Source organism: Enterococcus sp. DIV1090, from assembly GCF_050537975.1.
Lineage (GTDB): Bacteria > Bacillota > Bacilli > Lactobacillales > Enterococcaceae > Enterococcus > Enterococcus faecalis.
The window spans coordinates 2,725,879-2,750,211 of the sequence record NZ_CP172917.1 but is presented as its reverse complement, the minus strand read 5'-3'; the positions used below and the strand labels follow the sequence as shown (position 1 = coordinate 2,750,211).

Here is a 24,333-nt window from a genome sequence, read left to right as displayed (position 1 = left end):
AACAGTTTCGAGTCAAAATAAACACGTTAATCGTTGGCTAGTTTGTTGTTGAAAAATAGCTAAGCAAAACTGTGAAATTTAATCAAAATAACCCCCGTTTTTATCGAGAAGTGTTACAATAATACTCATGAATATTTATACATTAAGGAGAGTTACGAATGACTGATGCTCTTGTGATACAAGATTTACGCAAAGTGTACGCTTCAGGTGTTGAAGCGTTGCGGGGGATTGATTTAACAGTCGAAGAAGGCGATTTTTATGCTCTTTTGGGACCGAATGGCGCAGGAAAATCAACGACGATTGGGATTGTGACCTCGTTAGTTAATAAGACTTCGGGGAAAGTCAAAATTTTTGGGTATGATTTAGATACGGAAATGGTGCGGGCGAAGCAACAGATTGGGTTAGTGCCGCAGGAGTTTAACTTCAATCCGTTTGAAACGGTCCAACAGATTGTGGTCAATCAAGCGGGCTATTATGGGGTGTCTCGTAAAGAAGCCATGAAACGGAGTGAAAAATATTTAAAACAATCCAACTTATGGGAAAAACGGAACGAGCGGGCTCGGATGCTTTCTGGCGGAATGAAACGTCGGTTAATGATTGCTCGCGCGCTGATGCATGAGCCGAAGTTATTGATTTTAGATGAACCGACTGCAGGTGTCGATATTGAATTGCGTCGTGAAATGTGGGCCTTTTTACAAGAGTTAAATGCGCAGGGAACCACGATTATTTTGACGACCCATTACTTAGAAGAAGCTGAGATGTTGTGTCGCAACATTGGGATTATTCAGTCTGGTGAATTGATTGAAAACACCAGCATGAAGCACTTGTTAGCAAAATTACAATTTGAAACGTTTATTTTTGATTTAGCACCTTATACGCAGGCGCCAGTTATTGAAGGCTATCAAAGCGTATTTGAGGACGAGTTAACGTTAGCGGTGGAAGTGGAACGAAACCAAGGAGTCAATCACTTGTTTGAACAGCTAAGTCAACAAGGAATCAAAGTATTGTCAATGCGGAATAAGTCCAACCGTTTGGAAGAGCTCTTCTTGAAGATTACCGAGGATACGTACCAAAGGGAGGATCAACATGTTTAGTCTGTATTTTACTGCTTTAAAAAGTTTAGCTGTAAAGGAAACCAACCGTTATTTACGGATTTGGGTCCAAACACTGGTACCGCCAGTGATTACGACGTCCTTGTATTTTGTGATTTTTGGGAAAATGATTGGCGGGCGAATTGGCGACATGGGCGGTTTTTCTTATATGGAATTTATCGTGCCAGGTTTAATTATGATGTCAGCCATTACAAGCTCGTACGCCAATGTTTCATCTTCCTTTTTCTCACAAAAATTCCAGAAAAATATCGAAGAAATTCTCGTGGCGCCAGTTCCCACTCATGTGATTATTTGGGGATTTGTGATTGGTGGCGTTGGTCGTAGTATTTTGGTCGGTGCGTTAGTCACCATCATTTCTCTATTTTTTGTGCCATTGCACGTTGTTTCTTGGCTGATGGTCATCATGACTTTATTGATGACAGCGATTCTTTTTTCTTTAGCTGGTTTGTTAAATGGTATTTTTGCGCAATCCTATGATGATGTATCGATTGTGCCGACCTTTGTGTTACAGCCTTTAACCTATTTGGGTGGGGTTTTCTATGCCATTTCCATGTTGCCGCCATTTTGGCAAGCTGTCTCAAAAGTTAATCCGATTGTTTACATGATTTCTGGGTTCCGCTACGGTTTCCTAGGGGTTCAAGATGTGCCAATTGGTATTTCTATGACCATTTTAATCTTATTTATTGTCGTTTTATATGGCATTTGTTGGTACCTTGTAGAAACAGGGCGTGGCTTACGTAGTTAAGCCGTAAAAAGATTAAACTGTCTGAATCACTCATTCTAGCGAGCAGATTCAGACAGTTTTCTTGTTTCTAAGTATGCTTTTTTGATTCTTCGTGTATTTCCCTGTATAATAGCAATGTTTCGCACCAGAATATGTCGACAAGTTGTCGTTGAAAATAAAGAAAAAATCAGAAACGGAGTATATGAAGATGAGCAAGAATTTTTGGGCAACATTGCCAAAGCCCTTTTTTGTTTTAGCACCAATGGAAGACGTCACTGATGTGGTCTTTCGTCATGTCGTGAAAGAAGCTGGGGCACCAGATGTGTTTTTTACAGAGTTTACTAATTCAGATAGTTATTGTCATCCTGAAGGAAAAGACAGTGTGCGCGGGCGCCTCGTTTTTACAGAAGATGAACAGCCAATGGTGGCACATATTTGGGGGGATAAACCGGAATTTTTCCGTGAAATGAGTATCGGTGTAGCGGAGATGGGCTTTCAAGGATTAGACATAAATATGGGCTGTCCTGTGCCCAACGTGGCTGAGCGTGGAAAAGGCAGCGGATTAATTTTGCGCCCAGAAGTCGCGGCTGAATTGATTGACGCCGCCAAAGCAGGTGGCTTACCTGTTAGTGTCAAAACACGCATTGGGTTTACTGAAATGGCGGAAATGGAGGCGTGGATCACGCATTTATTAGAGCAAGACATTGCGAATCTATCCATTCATTTGCGAACACGAAAAGAGATGAGTAAAGTGGATGCCCATTGGGAGGTCATTCCGCAAATTATGGCTATTCGGGACCGTGTCGCACCGCAAACGACAATTACGATTAATGGGGATATTCCCGATCGTCAAAAGGGCCTAGAATTAGCAGAACAATATGGTGTAGATGGCATCATGATTGGTCGGGGGATTTTTAAAAATCCTTATGCCTTTGAAAAAGAACCCAAAACACATACGCCACAAGAATTACTGGGCTTGTTACGTTTACAATTGGATTTGCAAGACAAGTATGCAGAATTGGTGCCTCGCTCCATCGTTGGGCTGCATCGCTTCTTCAAAATTTATGTCAAAGGCTTTCCAGGTGCCAGTGATTTAAGAGCACAATTAATGAATACAAAATCAACGGATGAAGTGCGCCAGTTGTTAGCGACGTTTGAAGCAGAACATGGTGTGCTTGACTAAATAAAAAAAGAGAGGAGGTAGCATTTTAGCTAATGCTATCTCCTCTCTTTTGAATGCTTAATGCGCAATCATTTCTTGGGCAATTTCTTGTTTGCTTAAGTCGCTTGGATAATACGTTGGCCAGTTGTCCATTTCATTGAACAGACTTTCTTGGCTATCGCCGCCGAAGAAGATGTGGAAATGAGCGGCTTTCGTTGGTGCGATGTTGTGGTCGCTAAATTGGACGTATTTAAACCGCCCAGCATTGGCATCGTCTGTTTCAAAAAGGAAACGGACGCCACGGTTGCCTTTTGCATAGTTTAAAATTTTATAACCGGCTGCTTTATAGGTGAATTTTTGTGGTTTGCCATCGACCAGAAACTCGATGGTGGAATCAGTGATGTTGATGTGGTCGACATCGGTTTGATAGCCGGCATCATAGTAGGTTTTGTATTCGGCTGGTGTTTTATCTTTTTTCAGTTTCGCTTTGTAATCGAAGACTTGGTCTAATGTGCCATCTTTTAATAAAGGATAGACGGATTGCCAATTTCCAGCGTAATCTGCCAGTGTTCTCTCAGCCACCTCACTGTCTTTGAAATAGCCGTTAGCCACGGTTTTTTCTGTTTTTTCAGAGGTTTCTGGCTGAACCTCTTTCCCAGCTGTATCTGTTGTTTTTTTCAAAGCAGTTAAGTTTTCTTTCATTACAGAAAGATAATCTTCGCCATTGTCCATTTGTTTTTGTGTCAAACTTTCTAGCGGGTTTAGGACTTCCAATTGAACATTTGCTTCGTCAGCTAACGTTTTAGCAATTTTATCGTTGGCATTTTTTTCAAAATAAATATAGCGAATTTGATTGTCTGTGACATATTTTTTCAACTCTGCCAAACGCCCTGCAGTTGGCTCTTGTTCAGGTGTTAAACCAGCTATTGGCACTTGTTTTAAGCCGTAATCTAAGGCAAGATAACCAAATGCAGCATGTTGGGTAACAAAACTTTTTTGCTTAGCGTCTTTCAAAGCTGTTTGGAACTCTTTGTCTAAGGCTGTTAATTTTGTTAAGTATTTTTCTGCGTTTGTTTCAAATGTTTTGGCTTTTTTAGGGTAAAGTTTGACTAATTGTTCTTTGATGTTTGTGACTTCTTGGATGGCACGATGGGGCGAAACCCAAGTATGCGGATCTAATTCATGGTGGTGCCCTTCTTCGCCATGTTCGTGGTCATGGTCGTGTCCGTCTTCGTCACTGCCAGGAAGTAAGACCATGTTTTCGGTACCTTTAATGACGTTCGGGGCTCCTTTTTTCCAGCCTTTAGCAGCTTTGGGTACCCAAGATTCCATATTTTCATTGTGGTAAACGAAAACATCCGCATCATGGATGGTAGCCATATCTTTGGCGGATGGTTCATAATCGTGAGGTTCAGAACCAGCAGGGATTAACAATTTGACGTCTCCTTCATCGCCTACAATATTTTTAGTGAAATCGTACATAGGATAAAAAGTCGTGACAATGGATAGTTTTTCTTTGCCGTCAGCGGTTTTATCAGAGGTGTTTGTTTTGCCGCAAGCGCCGAAAAGGATTAGCGATAAGGCGGCTAACAGGGGAAGAGTAAATTTTTTCATAGGTGTGCTCCTTTAGTGAATTACGCAATTTTCTTTTGTTTATTGCGCTTATGTTCTTTAATGATTTTAAGTGCGCGTTTTCGTGTTTTGATGTTGGGACTTTTCAGTCGACGATAAGCGCTAGATAAGTCAGTTTTTTCCATTATATATAGGACCTCCATTTCGTAAAAAAATAATTTACGGAGTAGCTATTTTGTTGAGGGTTTGAAAGGTTTCTTGAATTTTTTTTGTCTCTAATTCTTTGCCAATCAGAACAATTGTCGTTTCTTGAGGGGGTTGATTCGTCATTTGAAAGGCCACTTGCTGGTTGACGCCTTGCATGGCAATGGCCAAGTCATGCTCCTGTAAGGCGAGAATCCCTTTGAAACGGTATAACTTTTCCTGATGCGTATACATTAACCAATCAAGCCAACGAGTGAAAAGAGGTTCGTTGAGGGCTGAGGACGCCGTTAGCGTGAGGGAGTGAAAGGTATGGTGATGATGCTCGTGGGCGTGCTCATGCGGGGAATGAGTCATTTCGTGTTCTGTAAGTGTTGCTGTAAACTTATTTAATTGAAAAAAGTCACTAGCCAAAAGAGGCTCGTTGGCTTGAAAGGATAAAATATCAGCAAAAGGATTAATGGTACGAAGGGTTTCTTGGAACGTTGGTAGCTGAGTGCTGTCTGCTGGTTCCTTGACAGAAAAAAAGAGGCGATCTGCTAAGGCCAGTTGTTTGATGGCTTCGGCTTCTTGAAGTTGCTGTTGCCAATGATGCCCATCAACGACCGTTAAGAGACTGTCTATATAGAAATGATTTTTGATGTGCGGGGTCGTTAAAATTGTTTGAATGATTGGTTGCGGATCAGCAATGCCCGTTGTTTCTAAAATGACTTGGGCAACGGTTTGTTGTTCTTCTTTGTACACTTCTAAGATTGCTGATAAAGAGGCAAGAAGATCTCCTCGTAAGCTGCAACACATGCAACCGTTATTTAATTGAATAATTCGTTCCGTGGTTTGTAAAAGTAATGCGTGGTCAACGCCTGTTTGACCAAATTCATTTTCAATAATAATAATTTCTTCTTTAGGAAACGGTGACTGCGCAAGCGCATGGTTAATTAAGGTTGTTTTTCCTGCGCCTAAAAAGCCAGAAACAATGGTGATTGGAATGCCCATCAAGTTTTCCTCCTGTTATTTGACTTCAGTGAAAAGTGCGCGGCGCCGTAGTTTTGGTGAATATTTTTTCAGCTGTAATTTTTCTGGTGTATTTCGTTTGTTTTTACTTGTTAAGTAAAGGCGCTCGCCAGTTTCAGCGCAAGCTAACGTAATGGTTTGGCGCATAGTGCCGTCCTCCAATTTGATTTTTTTAATTGCGTATAAAAGATAAAGGGGGCTGCGAGGTCAGCCCAAATGCGACTGTCCTCGCTAGTTGTCTTTATCGAAATAATGAGTTACCAGCTTGCTTTTTTGACGCCAGGAATCAAGCCTTGGTGAGCCAATTCACGGAAACGAATCCGCGACATGCCAAATTTACGCATGTAGCCACGTGGGCGCCCATCTGTTTGATCACGGAGTTTTAAGCGACTTGGATGAGCATCTTTTGGCAATTTGCTAAGACCTTCATAATCGCCAGCTTCTTTTAAGGCTTGGCGAATAGGCGCATATTTTGCAATCATTGCTTGTTGTTTTTTTGCTTTAGTAATTTTTGATTTTTTAGCCATAAGGCACTTCCTTTCTTTTTGGATTTATAAAATCTAAATCGTAATGGTTACGATTTGAACGGAAGTATATTATCAGGTGTTGCGTTGTTTGTCAAGTGAGAATTTCGTTTTTTTTAGGACTTGCTAAGTTGAGAAGTTAGAAATGTTTGTTTTAGCGCTGTTTTGTAGTATCTTTTAAGAAAGAGTAAAAAGGAGTGAAGATGGCAATGGTAGAACGTTTGACGATTATTCGTGGTGTGGAAAAATTTGAATTACAAACGAAAACAGCGCGCTGGGTGTTAGCAAAAGAAGAGGGATATTCGCCAGTTCAAATGCTCGTTTCGGCAATTGGCGCTTGTGGGGGATACGTGTATCAATCCGTTTTGGAAAATTCGCACATTCCCTTTGAGTTTGAAAAAATAGAAGTCACGTATTCAAGAGAAGTAGAGAGACGCGCACAACCATTAAAACAGGTGACGATTCTCTTTTATGTGACTGTTCCAGAAGCCTTTCAAGAACGGGCGACACGGTGTTTGAAGCTTGTCTCCCCAAACTGTCCAGTGATTCAATCATTGGCTGAAAGAATTACTGTCGAAGAAACAGTTGTCTTTCAAAAGTAAACTATTAGAGACATTATCGTTACGAGCGCTTTTCCTTTTTTGGATGCCTCGTTTCTGAGAATGTCTTTTTTTAGAGGAGCGTGGGGAAATAGCTGTAGAAACAGGAAATTTTTAATTCATTTGTACAAAATAATACAGACAAAAAACAGATAGTGTTTTTTTCACAAATAAAAAGGTTGCTTTTTTTTCTGTTTTAGTAGATGATGTAAGTAGTTACATCTCTGATATAACGCTGTTTTTCGAAACGTGTGTTATTTTTTAATTCGTAATAGTTTTTTTAAATCGTTTCACAGAATTACTTTAATTGTTATACAGTTTTTTTAGTTGTTATAGTTTGTTTGTCGGCCTTTAGGAGGTAATCATGATTGAGTTAGTGAATGTGTCGAAAGTCTATCAAGAGACACACGCGTTAAAAAATATTCACTTTTCTGTCCAACCAGGAGAAATCGTTGGGATTGTTGGGAAAAGTGGCTCTGGCAAGTCCACGTTGTTACGTTTGTTGAATTTAATGGAACAACCGAGTGAAGGGGAGATTCGTATTGATGGTAGAAATGTTCAAACCTTCTCTAAAAAAGAAGTTCGCCAGCAGCAACAACAAATGGGGATGGTGTTTCAGCATTACAATTTGTTAGAAAATTTGAAAATTTATGATAATGTTGCGTTGCCTTTGAAACTTTTAAAAGAGAAACAGCCTGAAAAAATTGAGCGTTTATTAACGTTTGTTGATATGGCCCATAAGGCAGAAGCGTATCCTGCTCAGCTTTCTGGTGGGGAAAAACAGCGTGTCTCTATTGCTCGAGCGTTGAGCCGTAATCCAAAATGGTTATTATGTGACGAGGCAACGAGTTCATTAGATGAAGAAAATACAGAAAGTGTCGTTCGACTATTACATAAGACGCATCAGGAATTCCGACCGACTATTTTCTTTGTCAGTCACGAATTAGAAACCGTGAAGCGCTTATGTAATCGTATCTTAGTGATGGAAAAAGGTCAGTTAATTGGCGAATTTCTGAATAATCCTCAGCAATATGAGGAAGAACCACTTTCCTATTTAGAAAAAGTGGAAAGGAGTTTGCGCCCATGACTTTTTCAGAAACCTTTGCCGAATATTGGCCATCTATGCTGATTGGTTTAAAAGAAACAGGGATTATGATGTCGATTTCGATGGCTATCTGTTTGCTTGTTGGCTTGCCTTTAGGCTTAGGACTATTTTTGGCTAATCCGAAAGTCAAAGGGCATCAACCTTGGCTGTACTGGGTTTTAAATTTCATTGTAACTGTTATTCGCTCGTTTCCTTATTTATTATTTGTGATTGCGTTGATTCCAGTTACTCGTTCTGTTTTAGGAAAGGCGTTTGGCCCAATTCCTTCATCTGTGCCATTGAGTATTGTTGCGATCGCGATTTTTGCTCGCTTGGTTGAACAAGTGCTGTTGGATGTTCCAGAAGAAATTTATTTTTTAGCTAATTCGTTAGGTACCTCGAAAGTCCAATACATTTGGCACTTTTTATTGGTGGAAGCACGTAGCGGATTGGTCCTTGCTTACACAACCACGACAGTGAGTATGGTTTCATATTCCACGGTGATGGGTGTTGTTGGTGGCGGCGGGATTGGCGATTTTGCAGTTCGTGTCGGCTATCAACGGTATGAATACGGTATTATGTATGTTGCCATTGTGATTATGATTGCACTGGTCTTCATTTTACAAATGCTTGGGAACTTCATTGCCCAAAAACTAGACAAAAGAAAGTAGGAGGACAAAAGAATGAAGAAGTTTTATTTAGCAACATTCGCTGTTATTGCAACAGTTATTTTAGCTGCCTGTGGGGGAAATAAACAAGCAGACCAGAAAGAAGACAAGGAGATTACCGTTGCCGTGCAATTGGAATCTTCAAAAGATATCTTGGAGATTGCCAAGAAAGAAGCTGAGAAAAAAGGGTACAAAATTAACATTATGGAAGTGAGCGACAATGTTGCCTACAACGATGCCGTGCAACATGACGAAGCGGATGCTAATTTTGCGCAACATCAACCTTTCATGGAAATGTTTAACAAAGAGAAAAAAGCTGATTTAGTGGCTGTGCAACCGATTTATTATTTTGCTGGTGGTTTCTATTCAAAAGAATACCAAGATGCGAAAGATTTACCTGAAAATGCCAAAGTGGGGATTCCTAGCGATCCAACCAATGAAGGTCGTGCTTTAGCAATTTTAAATGCAAACGGCGTGATTAAATTAAAAGAAGGTGTCGGCTTTAACGGCACGGTGGCAGATGTCGTGGAAAATCCTAAAAACATCACTTTTGAAAGCATTGATTTACTGAATTTAGCTAAAGCCTATGATGAAAAAGACATCGCTATGGTGTTCTGCTACCCAGCCTACTTAGAACCTGCTGGTTTAACAACGAAAGATGCGATTTTGTTAGAAGATGAAGAAGCAAGTAAACATTACACATTGCAAGTTGTGACACGTAAAGGCGAAAAAGATAGCGAAAAAATCAAGGTTTTAAAAGAAGCGATGACAACAAAAGAAGTTGCTGAATACATCAAGAAAAATTCTAAAGGTGCCAATATTCCTGCGTTTTAATGAATAGAAAAAATGAAGCCTCTTTTTTGAGAAGCTTCATTTTTTTCTTTTCCTTGATTTATAGTATAGTTAATAGGAAGGAGGTGCCGGTGTGGTCGAATTATTTATTTTAATGATGGAACGGGTGGGCTTAATTATTTTACTGGCCTTTCTTTTAGTGAATGTGCCTTATTTTAAGCGTGTTTTATTAAGTCGTGAAAAAATGTCTTCAAAAGTTCAATTGATTTTGATTTTTGGTTTATTTGCTATTATTTCTAATTTTACAGGTATCGAAATCGCTAAGAATCAGATTGTTCCCAATAATTTACTAACCTATTTAAGCAGCAATGCTTCCATTGCGAATACGCGTACGTTAGTAATTGGCGTTTCTGGATTAGTGGGTGGTCCGATTGTCGGCAGTACGGTTGGTTTAATTGCTGGCTTTCATCGGGTTATTCAAGGCGGGGGGCATAGTTTCTTTTATGTGCCTGCTTCTTTAATTGTTGGCTTAATTGCCGGTTTTTTAGGGAGCCGCATGGCAAAGCAAACCGTTTTTCCGTCTGCCGGCTTTTCTGCCATTGTCGGAGCGTGCATGGAAATGATTCAGATGATTTTTATTTTCTTTTTCAGCGGTGATCTAGCGGATGGGGCCACGTTGGTTCGTTTTATTGCGCTGCCGATGATTTTGTTAAATAGCGTAGGAACGTTCATTTTTATGTCGATTCTAACAACGACATTGAAACAAGAAGAGCAGGCCAAAGCGGTTCAGACGCACGATGTTTTGGAATTAGCAGCGGAAACACTGCCATATTTTCGAGAAGGACTCAATAAAAATTCCAGCAAAAAAGTTGCGGAGATTATTAAGCATTATACAAAAGTCAGTGCGATTAGCATGACAAACAGTCATCAAATTTTAGCTCATGTTGGCGCAGGAAGCGACCATCATATTCCAGAGCTAGAAGTCATCACGGAGCTTTCTCGGGAAGTGTTACGGACGGGCCGAATGACCATCGCGCATGCCAAAGAAGAAGTCGGTTGTTCGGACCCAAATTGTCCGTTGCAAGCGGCGATTGTGATTCCGTTATTTTCCCATCAGCAAATTGTTGGCACCTTAAAAATGTACTTTACGGATCCAGCGCAGTTAACGCATGTCGAGGAACAGCTAGCAGAAGGTCTTGGGACAATTTTTTCTTCACAAATTGAATTAGGTGAAGCGGAAGTACAATCAAAATTACTTAAAGAAGCTGAAATTAAATCCTTGCAAGCGCAAGTGAACCCGCATTTCTTCTTTAATGCCATCAATACTATTTCCGCATTAATGCGGAAAGACAGTGAAAAAGCGCGGAAACTATTGCTCCAATTAAGTAAATACTTTCGAGGTAACTTGCAGGGAGCCGTGCAAACGACGATCCCAGTTTCACAAGAACTAGAACAAGTAAAAGCCTATTTGTCATTAGAACAAGCACGGTTTCCGAATCGTTATCAAGTAACCTTTGACGTGGAAGAAGCGGTTGCTTCAGAAAAAGTACCGCCGTATGCGATTCAGGTGTTAGTGGAAAATACCATCAAGCATGCATTTGGCAGCCGGAAGGAGAACAATCAAGTTCGGGTAGTGGTCAAAGCAAAACAACACAAATTACATGTGGATGTGTATGACAATGGGCAAGGGATTCCCGAAGAACGCCGCTTGCTATTAGGAAAGACGACAGTGACTTCGGAAAAAGGCACCGGCACGGCACTGGAAAACTTGTCCCGCAGAATGGCGAACCTTTATGGATCAGAAGGTTGTTTTTTAATTGAAAATTTAGAGACAGGCGGGAGCCATGTTCATTTAGAAATCCCGATGGAACAGGAGGAATTAGATGCACGTATTAATCGTTGATGATGAGCCCTTAGCACGAGAAGAATTGAGCTATCTTGTTTCCCAACATCCGCAAGTGACGAGCGTTGCAGAAGCGGATTCTGTGGCGGAGGCAATGGAAGAGATGATGGATCAAAAGCCAGATTTGTTATTTTTAGATATTCATTTGACCGATGAAAGCGGGTTTGATTTAGCGGAAAAATTAACCCATCTTAAAAAAGCGCCCTACTTGGTCTTTGCAACCGCCTATGATCAATATGCGTTAAAGGCCTTTCAAGTGAATGCAAAAGATTATATTTTGAAACCTTTTGAAGAAGAAAAAATAACACAAGTCATTGAAAAAGCATCGAAAGAAATGGGTCAAGCTGTCCCAGAAAACACTGCTGAAAAAGGACCAAAATCTGAAGCAATACCTATTCAAGGGGAAGACCGCATTTATCTTGTGGCGCCAGAAGATATTTACCTTGTTTCTGTCGAAGAACGGCAACTGAGCATTTTTGTGGATCAACAGGTCTATAAGATGACAGGGACCCTCAACAGTATCGAACAAAAATTACCTGCCACGCTCTTTATTAAAACGCATCGAAGTTTCATCTTGAATCGAACAAAAATTCAAGAAATTCAGCCGTGGTTTAATAACACGTTGCAAGTAATTTTAACCAACGGCTCAAAAGTACCTGTTAGCCGTTCATACGTCAAAGAATTTAAAGAAAAACTTGGCTTAAGTTAAAAAATCACCACTTGAAATGTCGAATGCATTTCAAGTGGTGATTTTTGCATTTGGTGAAGAAATTCTGGCATTTCATGAAAAAAAGCCCTTAAAAAAACGTTTTCTTTATATACTTAACCCATAGAAAACAGACAAAAGGGAGCGAAGAAGAATGGAAAAGAAAGTATATTCATTTTTACAACAAGCAGCAGTTTTTGCCATTATTATGTTAATCGCCAACGGCTTGGCGTTCATTTCCCCAATACCAATGCCTGCTTCAGTAATTGGCATGGTGTTATTGTTCATTGGTTTATGTACAAAAGTTGTTAAATTGGAGCAAGTGGAAGGGCTAGGTAATAGCTTATCAACGGTTATTACATTTTTATTTGTTCCTTCAGGGATTTCCTTAGTTAATTCTTTAGGGATTATGCAACAATTTGGCGTTCAAATTGTTTTTGTTATTTTAGTAGCGACACTAGCGTTACTAGCAACGACTGGTTGGACGGGCGCCTTTTTATTGCATATGAAAGATGCTCGAAAAGAAAAAGAACCCGCAGCAACGAAGAAAGCGAAAGGAGAGGTTCGCGCATGAATCCGTATGTTGGCATTATTATTTCATTAGCTGTATTTGGCATAGGTACTTGGTTGTTTAAAAAAAGCAAAGGTTTCTTCTTATTTACACCATTATTCGTTGCGATGATTTTAGGCGTTGTCGTTTTAAAAGTAACAGGAATTAGTTACGAGCAATACAATGAAGGTGGCAAATATATCAGCTTCTTTCTAGAGCCTGCGACAGTAGCGTTTGCGATTCCGTTATATAAAAAGAGAGACGTGTTGAAAAAATATTGGTTAGAAATTTTAACGGCGTTAACAATTGGTTCTTTTGGTTCGCTAGTGGCTGTTTATTTTGCAGGAAAAGTGATTGGCATGGATAATCATTTAGTGGCCTCAATCTTACCACAAGCAGCTACAACAGCGATTGCCGTACCTATTTCTCAAACTGTTGGCGGCATTGCTTCCATTACGGCGTTTACTGTAATCTTCAATGGTGTACTAACCTATGCCTTGGGCCGAATTGCATTGAAATGGTTTAAAATTAACAATCCAATCGCCAAAGGTTTAGCTTTAGGTGCGGCCGGACATGCCCTAGGTGTGGCAGTAGGCATGGAAATGGGCGAAACAGAGGCTGCTATGGCTAGTATTTCTGTCGTAGTGGTTGGCGTAGTTACTGTTTTAGTAGTTCCTTTCTTTGCAACGGTCATTGGTCTATAAAAAAGTGGGCTTTATGAGTAGCTAATTTCTATCAGCTAGCAGTCTCTGCTTATTCTGTTCCCGCCGTTTATCAATTTTTAAGCCTGGGACAAAAATCACTTTGGATTTTTGTCCCAGGCTCTTTTGTGTTGTTTACACGAATTTTTGAGTATAGATAGGGCGTATGGAAGGATTGACCAGTCTTTTTATAGAATGGTTGCTCCTAAAGTTTGTTTAAAGTGGCGTAACGCCCATTCGTGTCCTTGTTCATCAAAACTAGCAACGGCGCGTTCAGGAATCATTAATTGATAGCCTAAATTATAGGCATCAACAGCCGTATGCAACACGCAAATATCTGTACAAACACCAGTTAAACAAAGCTCTGTAATTCCTCGTTCTCGTAACCGAATGTCCAAATCCGTGCCACTAAAAGCAGAATAGTGCCGTTTGTCCAGCCAATAAACGGTTGCCTCATTTTTGTGAGCTTGATAAAAATCAGCTAGCGAGCCAAACAGATTACGCCCGTCAGTTCCTAAGACATTATGGGGTGGGAAAAGTTTATTTTCAGGATGATAGCGATCTAGGGGGTCATGCCCATCAATGGCAAAAACCACAAAATCGCCATTGTCAAAATAGTGCTTTGTTTGTTGAACAAGGGCCGTTTCAATGGCTTGTCCAGCGGCACCAGTGGTTAGTTTTCCGTCTGTGGCGACAAAATCATTCGTATAATCAATGGAAATCAGAGCTTTCATTTGGCAACCTCCTAAAGGTTAAAGTCATTTTGTTCATTTTACAGCTTTTAAGAAAGCATTTCAAATGATAAAAGTACATCAAATTCTAAAAAAGCTGTTTCAAAATAAACGCTTTGGCTAAAAAACATGCTATAATTTTGCTACAAATTAAAGCAGGTGAATAGAGTGAAAAGAAAAATCGTACGTTTTATCCTTTGGTTGTTAGGAATCCTTGTGGTTATTTGCTTAGGCGTGTTTCTCGCCTTTCAATTATCTCCTAAGCCAGGCGCTTGGGTCATCAACCAGTTATTCGCAGGCGAAGTTGAAATAAAAGATTCAGCTTCCTATGATAAAGCATTACCCAATGTCCAATTGCAAGAAAATCAAACATACCCTTCTTCAAGAAAAAAGAATACCTTTGATTTGTATTATCCCCAAACGTCAAAACAAGCGGTACCAGTCGTTTTATGGGTCCATGGTGGTGGCTATGTGGGAGGAGATAAGTCTGGGATGAAAGAGTTTGCGACACGTTTAGTGGCTGATTCCTCAGTTGCCTTTATTTCAATGAATTATGAATTAGCACCAGACGCACCTTATCCAAGCCAGCTCCAGCAGGTCAATGAACTTGTTCAATTTTTATTAGAAAAGAAACAAGCGTATCCCATGTTAGATTTATCTAAGCTTTTTATTGGCGGGGACAGTGCGGGTGCACAGATTGCTCTACAATATGCAACAGTTCAAACCAATGCCAACTATGCCAAAGAATTAGGGATGACTGCAGCGTTGCCGGCTAGCCATTTAAAAGGCACACTCTCGTATTGTGGTCCGGTGGATTTGAAACAAATGGCCAACCAACAAAGTGATAATCGTTTTATGAAATTTTTCGTTAAAACAGTGGCTTGGTCCTTGCTCGGCACTAAAGACTGGCAGACGAGTGCAGAACTGCAAGAAGTGAGTTTAGTGGATAAAGTCACCAAAGAATTTCCCCCGACGTATCTAACAGATGGCAATAGTTTTTCATTCCAAGAGCAAGGACTAGCCTTGGTTCAGCGGTTAAAAACTTTAAATGTTCCAGTTTCAGCTCTCTTTTTCAAAGATAAGAAAGCAACGATCACCCACGAATATCAATTCGACTATCAAACAAAAGAAGCTAAACAATGTTACCAAGAAACAGTCCAGTTTGTGAATACGTATAAATAAACAGAGGCCTTAGAAATATTTCTAAGGCCTCTGTTTATTTATTTTTGTCATTTTTTTAGCTGAGAAATATGTATAAATTAAACAAAAATGTTTATTTAATGATGTTTACATGAGAAAAAATCCGTGCTATACTACGAACTCGTTTGTTAATTTTAATGTTAAAAACAACGTTTTTGTTATTTTTGTGAACAAATTAACATTTTATCTTACAAAAAACAGCAAAAAATTCGTTTAGTTAACAAAAAGAAAATTAAAAAATAAATTTTTTTTTTGAAATTAAGAAAATATCTTTAAAAAAATCAGAAGAAAACTTCGTATACTTGAGCCATAGGTTGGTTGTGGAAAGTTTACTTCGAGGGAGGAGTGATGAAGTTAATGAAAAAGAAAATCGCTGTTTTATTGGCAACTTGTTTACTTGTACAACCATTTTTATCTGTTTCAGCGTGGGCGATTGAAGGGGAGCAACAAACAGAACGTACGCAGACACAGCCAAAAACAGCAGAAACCAGTACAAGTGAAGCAACAAAAGAAAGCAGCGCACATTCTATAGAACAGTCATCAATGACGGAATCTAGTGCTATCACAGAAAAAGTAACCACCTCTTCCACAGAAACAAAACCAAGCGAAGAGCAGAAGCAAATCACCTTGACCTTTGAAACAACGGATCAAGCTTTGTTTCTAAATGATGCAAAAAGTTATCAAGTGGTAAAAGAAAAAAATCAGCCACTTCGGACAGAAGAATTACCAAAATGGGCGAATAGTGAGGAAAATGCGACTTTCGTTGGCTGGTCTTACCAAGGAAAAACATATACAAATGAAGAACTTCTTCAATTAGAGTTTTCAGAAGATACACAACTTACGGCTGTCTTTAAACAGAAACTGACACGCATGGCCAGAGCTGTTTCAGTTGATCAGTCCATTGCGGACACAATTGCCCCTGCGGATAAAACAAAAGTGATTGTTGTGCCAAGTCCTGCAGGAGATGGAGCAGCGTACAAAGAATATGCATCGACAGAGGCTGGCTTGAAAGAAGCCTTGTTTGATTTGTATCAACAGGGGAACAATGGCGATTTCACTCTTTATATAGGAAACAATATTACGACGAGTGCGGCGACCACCGCTAAAGTGATTCCTGACACCGTTACGGCAAGTAATATGACCTTTTACGCCTTGCAAGGCAAGGTCAATCATTTAGTGATTACTGGAAACAGCGCGGATCCGATTAGTATGGATACAACTTTACCTACAGGTTCCAAAACATTGGCACTAGGAATTGTTCACTTCGGTACAGATATTACTTTAAGAAATATTTCTTATACAGGATCACAAATGTATTTAAACGGTCATAGTTTGTCATTGAATGGTGGTTCTATCGGGAATGGTTTCTCTGTGTTTGGCGGAACGGATTCAGGCGATGTTACAGGAAATCCTGTGATTACAGTAAATAGTACTGGTTCAGGTACGTGGTATTTTTATGGCGGAAATAATAATGGTGGAACTTTAAAAGGAAACCCAACGTTGCTCATTAATAACACGGTCTCCGGAATCAATACGCTATCAGGCGGTGCAAATCTAGGTACAGTCGATGGGAATGTAACCGTTTCTGTTAAACGAATCAATGGTGCTCTTTCTAATTATTATGGTGCAGGAATTGGTACAGCAGCAAACCCAATTTCTGTGACCGGGAGTGTTTCCAATGAGTTAGACATTGCAGTAGAAGCAAATAGTTCTTTTAGGATGTCCACTTACTATGGTGGCGCACTTTATGGAAACATTAATGGTACTATTAAAAATTCATTATCTGGATATGGCGGTTGGAGTTCAAGAGGGCCGTATGTTGGTGGTTCAGGTCGTGGGAATATTGGAACAAATCGTGGAACAAATGCAATTTCCACAACCCTCGATGCAAGTAATTATACAACCTATGGACCAAGTATTATTGGAGCCAATCGTTATAACGGCACAATAACAGGAAATATTGAAAATACGGTTATTGGTGGAACAACAGATGCTCAAGGCGGTATAGGTAATTTTGATGGTGGTAGTGGAACGGAAGCTGATCGATTATCAAAAGCAGCACTAGGAGCTTCCAATGAAGGCACCTATGATGCTTATACATCAGAGCAACGAGCAAAATTAGCTTTTGATAGTGCAACTTATAAAATTTTAGGAAATATTCACTCACATCTTGTTAAAGGTTCATTTGGTAATGCGGATCTATGGCGAACAACCGCAGCTGGTGTAGGTGGTTACGTAGAAGGTAAGGCAACTATAGAAGTTGGAACACAAACAGGCGATGGCACAGCTGGCGGCGATGGCTTGGTTTATAAAGGAAGTCGTCCAACTGACACGAATTATTCTTCTAGTAGAAATAATTTAGCGAATGCGAAAGATTTTGATATTGCTGGCGGTGGTCTTGTCATTGGCCGAGATGCTTGGACTATCTACATTCGCGGCGAGTCAAATACAGTAATTAATAATGCTGTAGCTCGACGAACATACGGTGGTTTATTTTCTGGCGTTGTTGAAGGGAACACCTCTAATACATTGAATGGAGGTATTGTCGATACCTTAGAAGGAAGTGGCTATGAAGGCGGTCGAGTTTATGGAAATGCTCAAGCAACTGTGAGGAATGGTCAAGTGGACTGGTTCTTATCTGGTGGTGGCTGGAATGATAAAAAAATTGTCGGGAATGTTGGAGTAACCGTTTATGATGGTGTCATTAATGCCTCAATGGGAGCATCTTATGGTGCTTCAAGTGATCATACTGTTACTGGAAATTCTAATAACATTGTTTACGGTGGTGACTTTTCTGGTACTCCTCGTGAAGGAACCAATGGTTTTTCTGGCGGAATAACAAATGTTGGTTCTTTGTTAGGAAACGCAAATTTGACCATTGATTTAAGAAACTACAATCGCGAGTTTAAATTGCCTTCGGGAACGTTTATTTCAGGAGGTGTTCCTTATAACGGAACAACTAATTTAGGAACAGATGCTTCTAATACAATTACGCTAAATATCTATACAAAACCAGGTTCAGATGTTTTGAATGGTGCAGCGATATACGGAGATGGCGCGCGGACGTCCTCATATACAAAAAGTGGCAAAATTATTATGAATATTCAAGCAACAGGTTCAAGTATTGGTAACTTATATGCAACAAATTATGGTAATGCCCCTACGACAGGGCTGTTACGTGATGTCGAGATAAATTTACAAGGTGCCAAAACAATCAATGGATTATCTGGTGGAAATGCAACAGATAGTTTCACCAATACCATTGTTTCTAAAAATGCTCAGAAAGTTGTCATTAACATTGGCGAGAACGTTGACGGCACCAATAACTATCAAACAGAACCACTAAATGCGACAGGCTTAGGCGTTGTCAACTTTACGGAATTAAATGTCACCAATGGCATTAAATTAATGGCTAATGGTGGGAACATCAAAAATGGCGTTTCTGCTACTGCCGCGAATCATAGTACGACTTACAATGAATTCGGATCAATTCATCTATCTAAAAATGCAGGAATTGGGATTACCAACACGGCCAATTTAATTTCAGCTAGCAAACTAACGGTTCAGGATCATGCAACATTAGAAACAATTCCTGGTACAGGTAAGGTAAACATTGCGGATTTTGAAGCTGTCGATCCAACAAAAGATGAACTTTTATGGATTAAACCAACGACAGATACAACTGCTTTGGTGGATAGCACAGGGACTTGGTTTGGAAATGTCAAAGCCTATCAGGTCTTGACGATTAATCCAACGGTCAATAATGCTACAAAACTTACGCCAACAACGTTTCATGGGATTGAAAAAGCGACTGGAAAAACATTTATTGGCGATAACGATGTGACCAAGGGCGCCAATGGCTATGGAATAGCAATTCCTGGCTCCATCATCGATTACGAAGTGGAAACGCCTGGAATTGTGGCAGGTGCAGGTACTATTTCTCATGATGTAAAAGAGGTCAAAGCCGGCAATGCGCCGTTAACCTTACAAGCGTGGGGCACCGAAGTAGCTGGACAAAAAGTTCAAAAAGGACGTTTGATGATTCCGACCTCAAGTGCTTTAACACCAACCCTAAGCTTCCTTCCTGACGAAGTAACAGGTTCTTGGTTGCACCAAGGAACGGTTAAATCTAGTGAAGTTGGGAGCGCGATAGAGCAAATTCCAGAGCAGAAAGATACCACCCCGCTTTCATGGAAAGCGACGAATATGAACTACAGTTATCAGGTGAAAGTTCAATTTTCAAATAAAGTGGAACTTTCAGGGCAATCGGTGATTGTCACAGAAGATGAGGCAGCGCAACTAACGACTGTCGATAAAGTAATAGAAATGCTTGGCGCAAAAGGTCGGCCGTTTTTCAAAACCTCATTAAAAGAGACGGATTTACCACAAATTCAAGCGCCGTTAGCAGAAAAAACTGTATCGCGGACACATGATATTCAATTAGAAGCAGGGACGTCAGGGGATAATTTGCAAAACAAAACGGTTCATTTAGTTGTTGTGAAAAATGAAAGTGTCCTTGCCAAAGATCGTTCGTTTGCCTTGTATGCGACAAGTGCGCATTTGAAGTTAAAAGAAGCAAATGGCTTAACGAATTCAGACGAGTTGGCACAATGGACACAAGCAACGGTGATTTTCGCAGATGGTCGGGCCAATCAACCACCAAGTCTTGATGCCGCAACCTTCCAAGCCATTCAACAAGCGAAACCAGAAGAATTAGCCAAAACGGTGCCAGCCAATTATCAATTTACAGAAGCTGGTGAAACGTTAAATAAAAAAGTCAATGTGTCTATTTCAGGTGAATTAACGTTAGAAAAAGTACCTAAAACAATTGATTTTGGCAAACAAAAAATTTCTGCCAAGCCAGAAGTTTACTGGCCAACTCTTTCAGATGATTTAGTCGTTCAAGACACACGCGGGACAGAAAGTACGCCTTGGAAACTGAATGTTCAGGTAACGAATCCCTTAACGAACGGCACAGATCAATTGGAAGATTTGTCATTGGTTACAGACAAAGGAGAATTTTTACTCAATAAAGGAGATACGGTTGTTACAGAAAATGAAGGCTCCGGTTCAGGTAGTTATACAATTAACCAAGGTTGGGGTGCGGCAAACCAACGGGGACTTAAACTATCTGTGCCAGTCGAGAAACAAAAAGTCGGTGAATTTAAAGGGACATTGTCATGGTCATTAGTCATGGCACCATAACAAGGAGGAGAGAAGTGAGATGAAAAAATACCTTTTGCTTAGTTGTTTTTTAGGTCTTTTCAGCTTCTGTCATTCAGACACTGCGTTTGGGGAAGCAGCTTATGAAAATAGTGGTGTTGTCTCCTTTTATGGAACGTATGAATATCCCACAGAAGAGTCGACAACAGCGACTAGTAATTCTTCCACAACGACCGAACCCACCAAGCCAGCTGACGGAGGCGCTTCATCCGTCCTTTCTTCTGGCGTATATGGGTCGCGACAAGGAAGATTACCAGCGACAGGTACCACCAATCAAGCACCATTTATTTATTTGGGAATCAGCCTTATCACTATAGGCATATTATTTATTAAAAGGAGAAGAGAAGATGAAAAAAACAGTATTAGCAGTAGTAGGGATTGTAGGATTTAGCGGTGTCCTAGCGACACAACAAGCATTTGCGGAAGACATTAACGTGAACTATACAAGTAATGGCGCCATTACATTTGAACCAGATACAGATCCAACGAAGCCAGTTAACCCAACCAATCCAGATGAAAAAGTTGAACCAGAAGATCCAACTGACCCAACTGGACCAAAACCAGGGACTGCAGGCCCCTTATCAATTGACTATGCTTCAAGCTTTCAATTTGGCGCCCAAAAAATCACTTCCGATACGAAAGATTATTACGCACAAATTCAAACATTTAAAGATGGAACAACAGGTCCCAACTATGTTCAGGTAACGGATAAACGTGGGACACAAGAAGGCTGGACGTTAAGCGCTGTACAAAATGGGCAATTCAAAACAGCCCAAAATGAAGAATTAGTTGGGGCCGCTTTATCGATTGCCAATGCAGGTGTGACATCGATTGTTGATGCTGCATACGCGCCAACACCAACAGCAGCACATACCTTTGTTCCTGGAACAGAAGTAGAATTAGTCAAAGCAGAAGATGGCAAAGGAATGGGGACTTGGGTCTATCGTTTTGGGAAAGATGCGACAGAAGGTGCTACTGCCGTGAAATTAAATGTCCCAGGTAAAGCGATTAAATTAGCAAAAGAATATCGTACGACCTTAACATGGACATTGAAATCTGTACCAACGAATGTTGGAGGCTAAGTAAATGAAAAAAACAGTCGTCTACTCCTTGTTATTCGGAACAATGTTGCTTGGCGCCACTGTTCCTGCTGAAGCGGCGACGGTCGTTTTTGATAGCGAACAGTCGATTGTTTTTACCCCAAGCACAGATGGGACGGATCCAGTAAATCCAGAAAATCCCGATCCAGAAAAACCAGTTCGACCAGTCGATCCAACGAATCCTGATGGACCTAATCCAGGCACACCTGGGCCACTTTCCATCGATTATGCCTCAAGTTTGGATTTTGGGAGTAATGAGATATCGAATAAGGATCAAACGTATTTTGCCAGAGCGCAAACCTATAAAAATCCAGATGGTTCAGCAAGTGAATTGGCAACTGCTAATTATGTACAAGTAAGTGATTTACGGGGAACCAATGCTGGCTGGGTTTTAAAAGTGAAACAAAATGGTCAATTTCGTAATGCAGAAACATTACACAAAGAATTAACAGGCGCCACCGTCGCCTTTACTGAGCCCAGTGTTCGCTCAAATGCGACGGACGTATTGCCGCCAACTGCTACCGCAAACATTCAATTAGATGCTGCGGGCGCAGAAACTGTTGTCATGCAAGCCCCAGAAAAGACCGGCGCCGGAACGTGGATCACGCTGTGGGGGCAAGCAGAAAAAGTGACCGAAAAAAATCAACAAGGACAGCAAGTAAATGCCACAATCACACGGGCAATCTCACTAACTGTTCCTGGGAAAACCCCTAAGGATGCAGTACAATATAAAACAACATTGACTTGGCTACTTTCAGATGTACCAGTAAATAATGGAGGGAAATAAATGAAAAAGACAAAAGTAATGACATTGATGGCAACCACAACTTTAGGCGCACTGGCACTTGTACCAATGAGTGCATTAGCAGTCGACGGTGGTGAATACCAAACAAACGGAGCGATTCAATTTGCACCAAATACGAACCCAACGAATCCAGTTGATCCGACGAATCCAGACCCAGATAAACCAATTACACCAGTTGATCCAACTGATCCGACAGGGCCTAAGCCAGGGACAGCAGGTCCGTTATCCATTGACTATGCATCTAGCTTATCTTTTGGGGAACAAACGATTACCTCAAAAAATATGACCTACTATGCAGAAACACAAAAATACAAAGATAACGCTGGTGCCGACCAAGAAGGCCCAAACTTTGTTCAAGTCTCAGATAATCGTGGGACTGAGACAGGTTGGACGCTAAAAGTAAAACAAAATGGTCAATTCAAAACTGAAGCCAACCAAGAACTAACAGCGGCCAAAGTAACTTTAAGCAACGGACGCGTGGTTTCAGCTTCACAATCTGCAAAGCCAACGACAGCGCCAGCTACGATTGAATTAAACCCAACTGGGGCTGAATCAGTGGTCATGGCTGCTGGCGATAAAGAAGGTGCGGGTACGTACTTAATGAGCTGGGGCGATAGTGTAGATACCGCTAAAACAAGTATTTCATTAGAAGTACCTGGTTCAACCACAAAATATGCGAAAAAATACACGACAACTTTTACTTGGACTTTGACAGATACACCTGCTAACACAGGAAACTAAGAACGACAGCATACACGCAAGATCGGGATATAGGTCAAAAATTTTTTGGCTTATCTTTCGGTCTTTTGGTGCTTATAATACAACAAAGAATGACAGACATAGGAGAATGAATATGAACAGATGGAAAGTATATGCAACGGTAATCGCTTGTATGTTATTTGGCTGGATTGGCGTGGAGGCGCACGCTTCTGAATTTAATTTTGCGGTCACACCAACAATTCCCGAAAATCAAGTGGATAAATCAAAAACCTACTTTGACTTAAAAATGGCGCCTGGTGCCAAACAAACCGTAGAAATTCAGTTACGCAATGATACAGATGAAGACATTACCATTGAAAATACGGTGAACTCAGCGACAACAAATTTAAATGGCGTAGTAGAATATGGCCAAAACGGGATCAAACCTGACAAAACCTTACGTTTTAACTTAAAAGATTATGTGGAAGCACCGAAAGAAATCATCTTGCCGAAGCATTCCCAAAAGACCTTACCTTTAACCATTACGATGCCTAAAGATTCTTTTGATGGCGTGATGGCTGGCGGTATAACACTCAAAGAGAAAAAGAAAGAAACAACGACTTCTGCGGATCAATCAAAAGGGTTAGCTATTAATAATGAATACTCCTATGTTGTGGCTATTATTCTTCAGCAAAATGAGACAAAGGTTCAACCAGATTTAAAATTACTGGGGGTTAAACCAGGCCAAGTCAACGCGCGAAACGTCATCAATGTTTCTTTACAAAACCCACAAGCGGCCTATTTAAACCAATTACATTTAATCAACACTGTTTCAAAAGGAGGCGAAACGCTTTACCAATCCGATACTGAGGATATGCAAGTGGCGCCAAACTCTAACTTTAGTTACCCAATTTCTTTAAAAGGGGAACGATTAACGCCAGGAAAATATGTCTTGAAATCAACGGCCTATGGTGTAAAAGATGAAAAGGGCACCTATCAAGTCAAAGGTGCCAATGGTGAAGAACGGTACCTGTACAAATGGGAATTTACAAAAGAATTTACTATTTCTGGGGACGTTGCTAAAGAATTAAATGAAAAAGACGTAACCATTAAAGGAACCAATTGGTGGTTGTATCTACTGATTGCATTAATCATTCTAGCGCTGCTCTTATTGATTTTCTTCTTGTATCGTAAAAAGAAAAAAGAGGAAGAACAACAATCTGAGTAATAAAAAGGGCTATCTATTGACAAAAAGGGTTTTCCTTG

The 24,333-nt window shown here is 40.4% G+C and carries 23 protein-coding genes and 2 pseudogenes; 19 read left to right on the top strand and 6 right to left on the bottom strand.

Annotation, left to right across the window (positions count from 1 at the left end; translation table 11 throughout):
- The first annotated feature begins 158 nt into the window (after positions 1-158).
- The 3 genes from IGL48_RS13385 to IGL48_RS13375 all read left to right on the top strand — a co-directional run bounded on the left by IGL48_RS13385 (position 159) and on the right by IGL48_RS13375 (position 3,019).
- Positions 159-1,094, top strand: a complete 936-nt coding sequence (locus IGL48_RS13385; RefSeq protein ID WP_002354809.1) for an ABC transporter ATP-binding protein — start codon at positions 159-161, stop codon at positions 1,092-1,094.
- Positions 1,087-1,857, top strand: a complete 771-nt coding sequence (locus tag IGL48_RS13380; protein ID WP_002354811.1) for an ABC transporter permease — start codon at positions 1,087-1,089, stop codon at positions 1,855-1,857. Before IGL48_RS13385 ends, IGL48_RS13380 begins: the two co-directional genes overlap by 8 nt.
- A 187-nt stretch (positions 1,858-2,044) precedes the next feature.
- Positions 2,045-3,019, top strand: coding sequence for a tRNA dihydrouridine synthase (locus IGL48_RS13375; protein WP_002413934.1), 975 nt, complete (start codon positions 2,045-2,047; stop codon positions 3,017-3,019).
- A 57-nt stretch (positions 3,020-3,076) separates the two neighbouring features.
- Here the strand turns inward: IGL48_RS13375 and IGL48_RS13370 are convergent, their stop codons facing one another.
- From IGL48_RS13370 to rpsN, 5 genes are all read right to left on the bottom strand, one after another.
- Positions 3,077-4,612 carry a zinc ABC transporter substrate-binding protein AdcA gene (locus IGL48_RS13370; RefSeq protein WP_002389398.1) on the bottom strand — a complete coding sequence of 512 codons (1,536 nt, stop codon included), beginning with the start codon at positions 4,610-4,612 and terminating at the stop codon, positions 3,077-3,079.
- 20 nt (positions 4,613-4,632) lie between these two features.
- A complete protein-coding gene (locus IGL48_RS13365; protein WP_002383181.1) occupies positions 4,633-4,755 on the bottom strand; it encodes a putative metal homeostasis protein in 123 nt (40 codons plus the stop codon).
- 34 nt (positions 4,756-4,789) lie between these two features.
- Complete coding sequence (locus IGL48_RS13360) at positions 4,790-5,764, bottom strand: CobW family GTP-binding protein (protein ID WP_010824280.1); 975 nt, start codon at positions 5,762-5,764, stop codon at positions 4,790-4,792.
- A gap of 15 nt (positions 5,765-5,779) precedes the next feature.
- Complete coding sequence (gene rpmG, locus IGL48_RS13355; protein WP_002354818.1) at positions 5,780-5,929, bottom strand: 50S ribosomal protein L33; 150 nt, start codon at positions 5,927-5,929, stop codon at positions 5,780-5,782.
- 110 nt (positions 5,930-6,039) lie between these two features.
- Positions 6,040-6,309 (bottom strand): 30S ribosomal protein S14, encoded by a 270-nt coding sequence (gene rpsN / locus IGL48_RS13350; RefSeq protein ID WP_010824279.1) that lies wholly within the window; start codon positions 6,307-6,309, stop codon positions 6,040-6,042.
- A 200-nt stretch (positions 6,310-6,509) separates the two neighbouring features.
- Between rpsN and IGL48_RS13345 the strand changes: the two genes are divergently transcribed.
- From IGL48_RS13345 to lrgB, 8 genes are all read left to right on the top strand, one after another.
- A complete protein-coding gene (locus IGL48_RS13345) occupies positions 6,510-6,908 on the top strand; it encodes an OsmC family protein (protein WP_048949543.1) in 399 nt (132 codons plus the stop codon).
- Between the two features lie 361 nt (positions 6,909-7,269).
- On the top strand, positions 7,270-7,992 hold the full coding sequence (locus tag IGL48_RS13340) for a methionine ABC transporter ATP-binding protein (protein ID WP_002354824.1): 723 nt from the start codon (positions 7,270-7,272) through the stop codon (positions 7,990-7,992).
- Positions 7,989-8,660: a methionine ABC transporter permease gene (locus IGL48_RS13335; protein WP_002354825.1), complete on the top strand. Its 672-nt coding sequence runs from the start codon at positions 7,989-7,991 to the stop codon at positions 8,658-8,660. Before IGL48_RS13340 ends, IGL48_RS13335 begins: the two co-directional genes overlap by 4 nt.
- Before the next feature lie 12 nt (positions 8,661-8,672).
- On the top strand, positions 8,673-9,491 hold the full coding sequence (locus IGL48_RS13330; protein WP_430601653.1) for a MetQ/NlpA family ABC transporter substrate-binding protein: 819 nt from the start codon (positions 8,673-8,675) through the stop codon (positions 9,489-9,491).
- A gap of 91 nt (positions 9,492-9,582) precedes the next feature.
- Complete coding sequence (locus tag IGL48_RS13325) at positions 9,583-11,352, top strand: sensor histidine kinase (RefSeq protein ID WP_002360969.1); 1,770 nt, start codon at positions 9,583-9,585, stop codon at positions 11,350-11,352.
- Positions 11,333-12,061, top strand: a complete 729-nt coding sequence (locus tag IGL48_RS13320; RefSeq protein WP_002367483.1) for a LytR/AlgR family response regulator transcription factor — start codon at positions 11,333-11,335, stop codon at positions 12,059-12,061. Before IGL48_RS13325 ends, IGL48_RS13320 begins: the two co-directional genes overlap by 20 nt.
- Positions 12,062-12,212: 151 nt before the next feature.
- On the top strand, positions 12,213-12,632 hold the full coding sequence (gene lrgA, locus IGL48_RS13315; RefSeq protein WP_002354829.1) for an antiholin-like murein hydrolase modulator LrgA: 420 nt from the start codon (positions 12,213-12,215) through the stop codon (positions 12,630-12,632).
- Positions 12,629-13,312, top strand: a complete 684-nt coding sequence (gene lrgB, locus IGL48_RS13310) for an antiholin-like protein LrgB (protein WP_002354830.1) — start codon at positions 12,629-12,631, stop codon at positions 13,310-13,312. Before lrgA ends, lrgB begins: the two co-directional genes overlap by 4 nt.
- Before the next feature lie 185 nt (positions 13,313-13,497).
- Here lrgB and IGL48_RS13305 read toward each other — a convergent pair whose 3' ends face one another.
- Positions 13,498-14,043 carry a cysteine hydrolase family protein gene (locus IGL48_RS13305; RefSeq protein WP_010713695.1) on the bottom strand — a complete coding sequence of 182 codons (546 nt, stop codon included), beginning with the start codon at positions 14,041-14,043 and terminating at the stop codon, positions 13,498-13,500.
- Between the two features lie 165 nt (positions 14,044-14,208).
- Here IGL48_RS13305 and IGL48_RS13300 point away from each other — a divergent pair, with 165 nt between their 5' ends.
- The 8 genes and pseudogenes from IGL48_RS13300 (at position 14,209) to IGL48_RS13265 (ending at position 24,295) form a co-directional block, all read left to right on the top strand.
- A complete protein-coding gene (locus tag IGL48_RS13300) occupies positions 14,209-15,222 on the top strand; it encodes an alpha/beta hydrolase (RefSeq protein ID WP_002370135.1) in 1,014 nt (337 codons plus the stop codon).
- 366 nt (positions 15,223-15,588) lie between these two features.
- Positions 15,589-17,551 (top strand): annotated as a pseudogene (locus IGL48_RS13295) (hypothetical protein); the annotation flags it as partial.
- A gap of 68 nt (positions 17,552-17,619) precedes the next feature.
- Positions 17,620-20,445 (top strand): annotated as a pseudogene (locus IGL48_RS13290) (hypothetical protein); the annotation flags it as partial.
- A 19-nt stretch (positions 20,446-20,464) separates the two neighbouring features.
- Complete coding sequence (locus IGL48_RS13285; RefSeq protein WP_002354835.1) at positions 20,465-20,854, top strand: LPXTG cell wall anchor domain-containing protein; 390 nt, start codon at positions 20,465-20,467, stop codon at positions 20,852-20,854.
- Entirely contained in the window at positions 20,811-21,545 is a 735-nt protein-coding gene (locus tag IGL48_RS13280; protein ID WP_002365407.1) for a WxL domain-containing protein, read from the top strand. The genes IGL48_RS13285 and IGL48_RS13280 overlap by 44 nt, the downstream gene beginning before the upstream one ends.
- A gap of 4 nt (positions 21,546-21,549) precedes the next feature.
- Positions 21,550-22,350: a WxL domain-containing protein gene (locus tag IGL48_RS13275; protein ID WP_002385162.1), complete on the top strand. Its 801-nt coding sequence runs from the start codon at positions 21,550-21,552 to the stop codon at positions 22,348-22,350.
- Positions 22,351-23,109, top strand: coding sequence for a WxL domain-containing protein (locus IGL48_RS13270; protein ID WP_002385163.1), 759 nt, complete (start codon positions 22,351-22,353; stop codon positions 23,107-23,109). It abuts the gene before it with no gap.
- A 106-nt stretch (positions 23,110-23,215) separates the two neighbouring features.
- A complete protein-coding gene (locus IGL48_RS13265; protein WP_002354842.1) occupies positions 23,216-24,295 on the top strand; it encodes a DUF916 and DUF3324 domain-containing protein in 1,080 nt (359 codons plus the stop codon).
- The last annotated feature ends 38 nt before the right edge of the window (positions 24,296-24,333 follow it).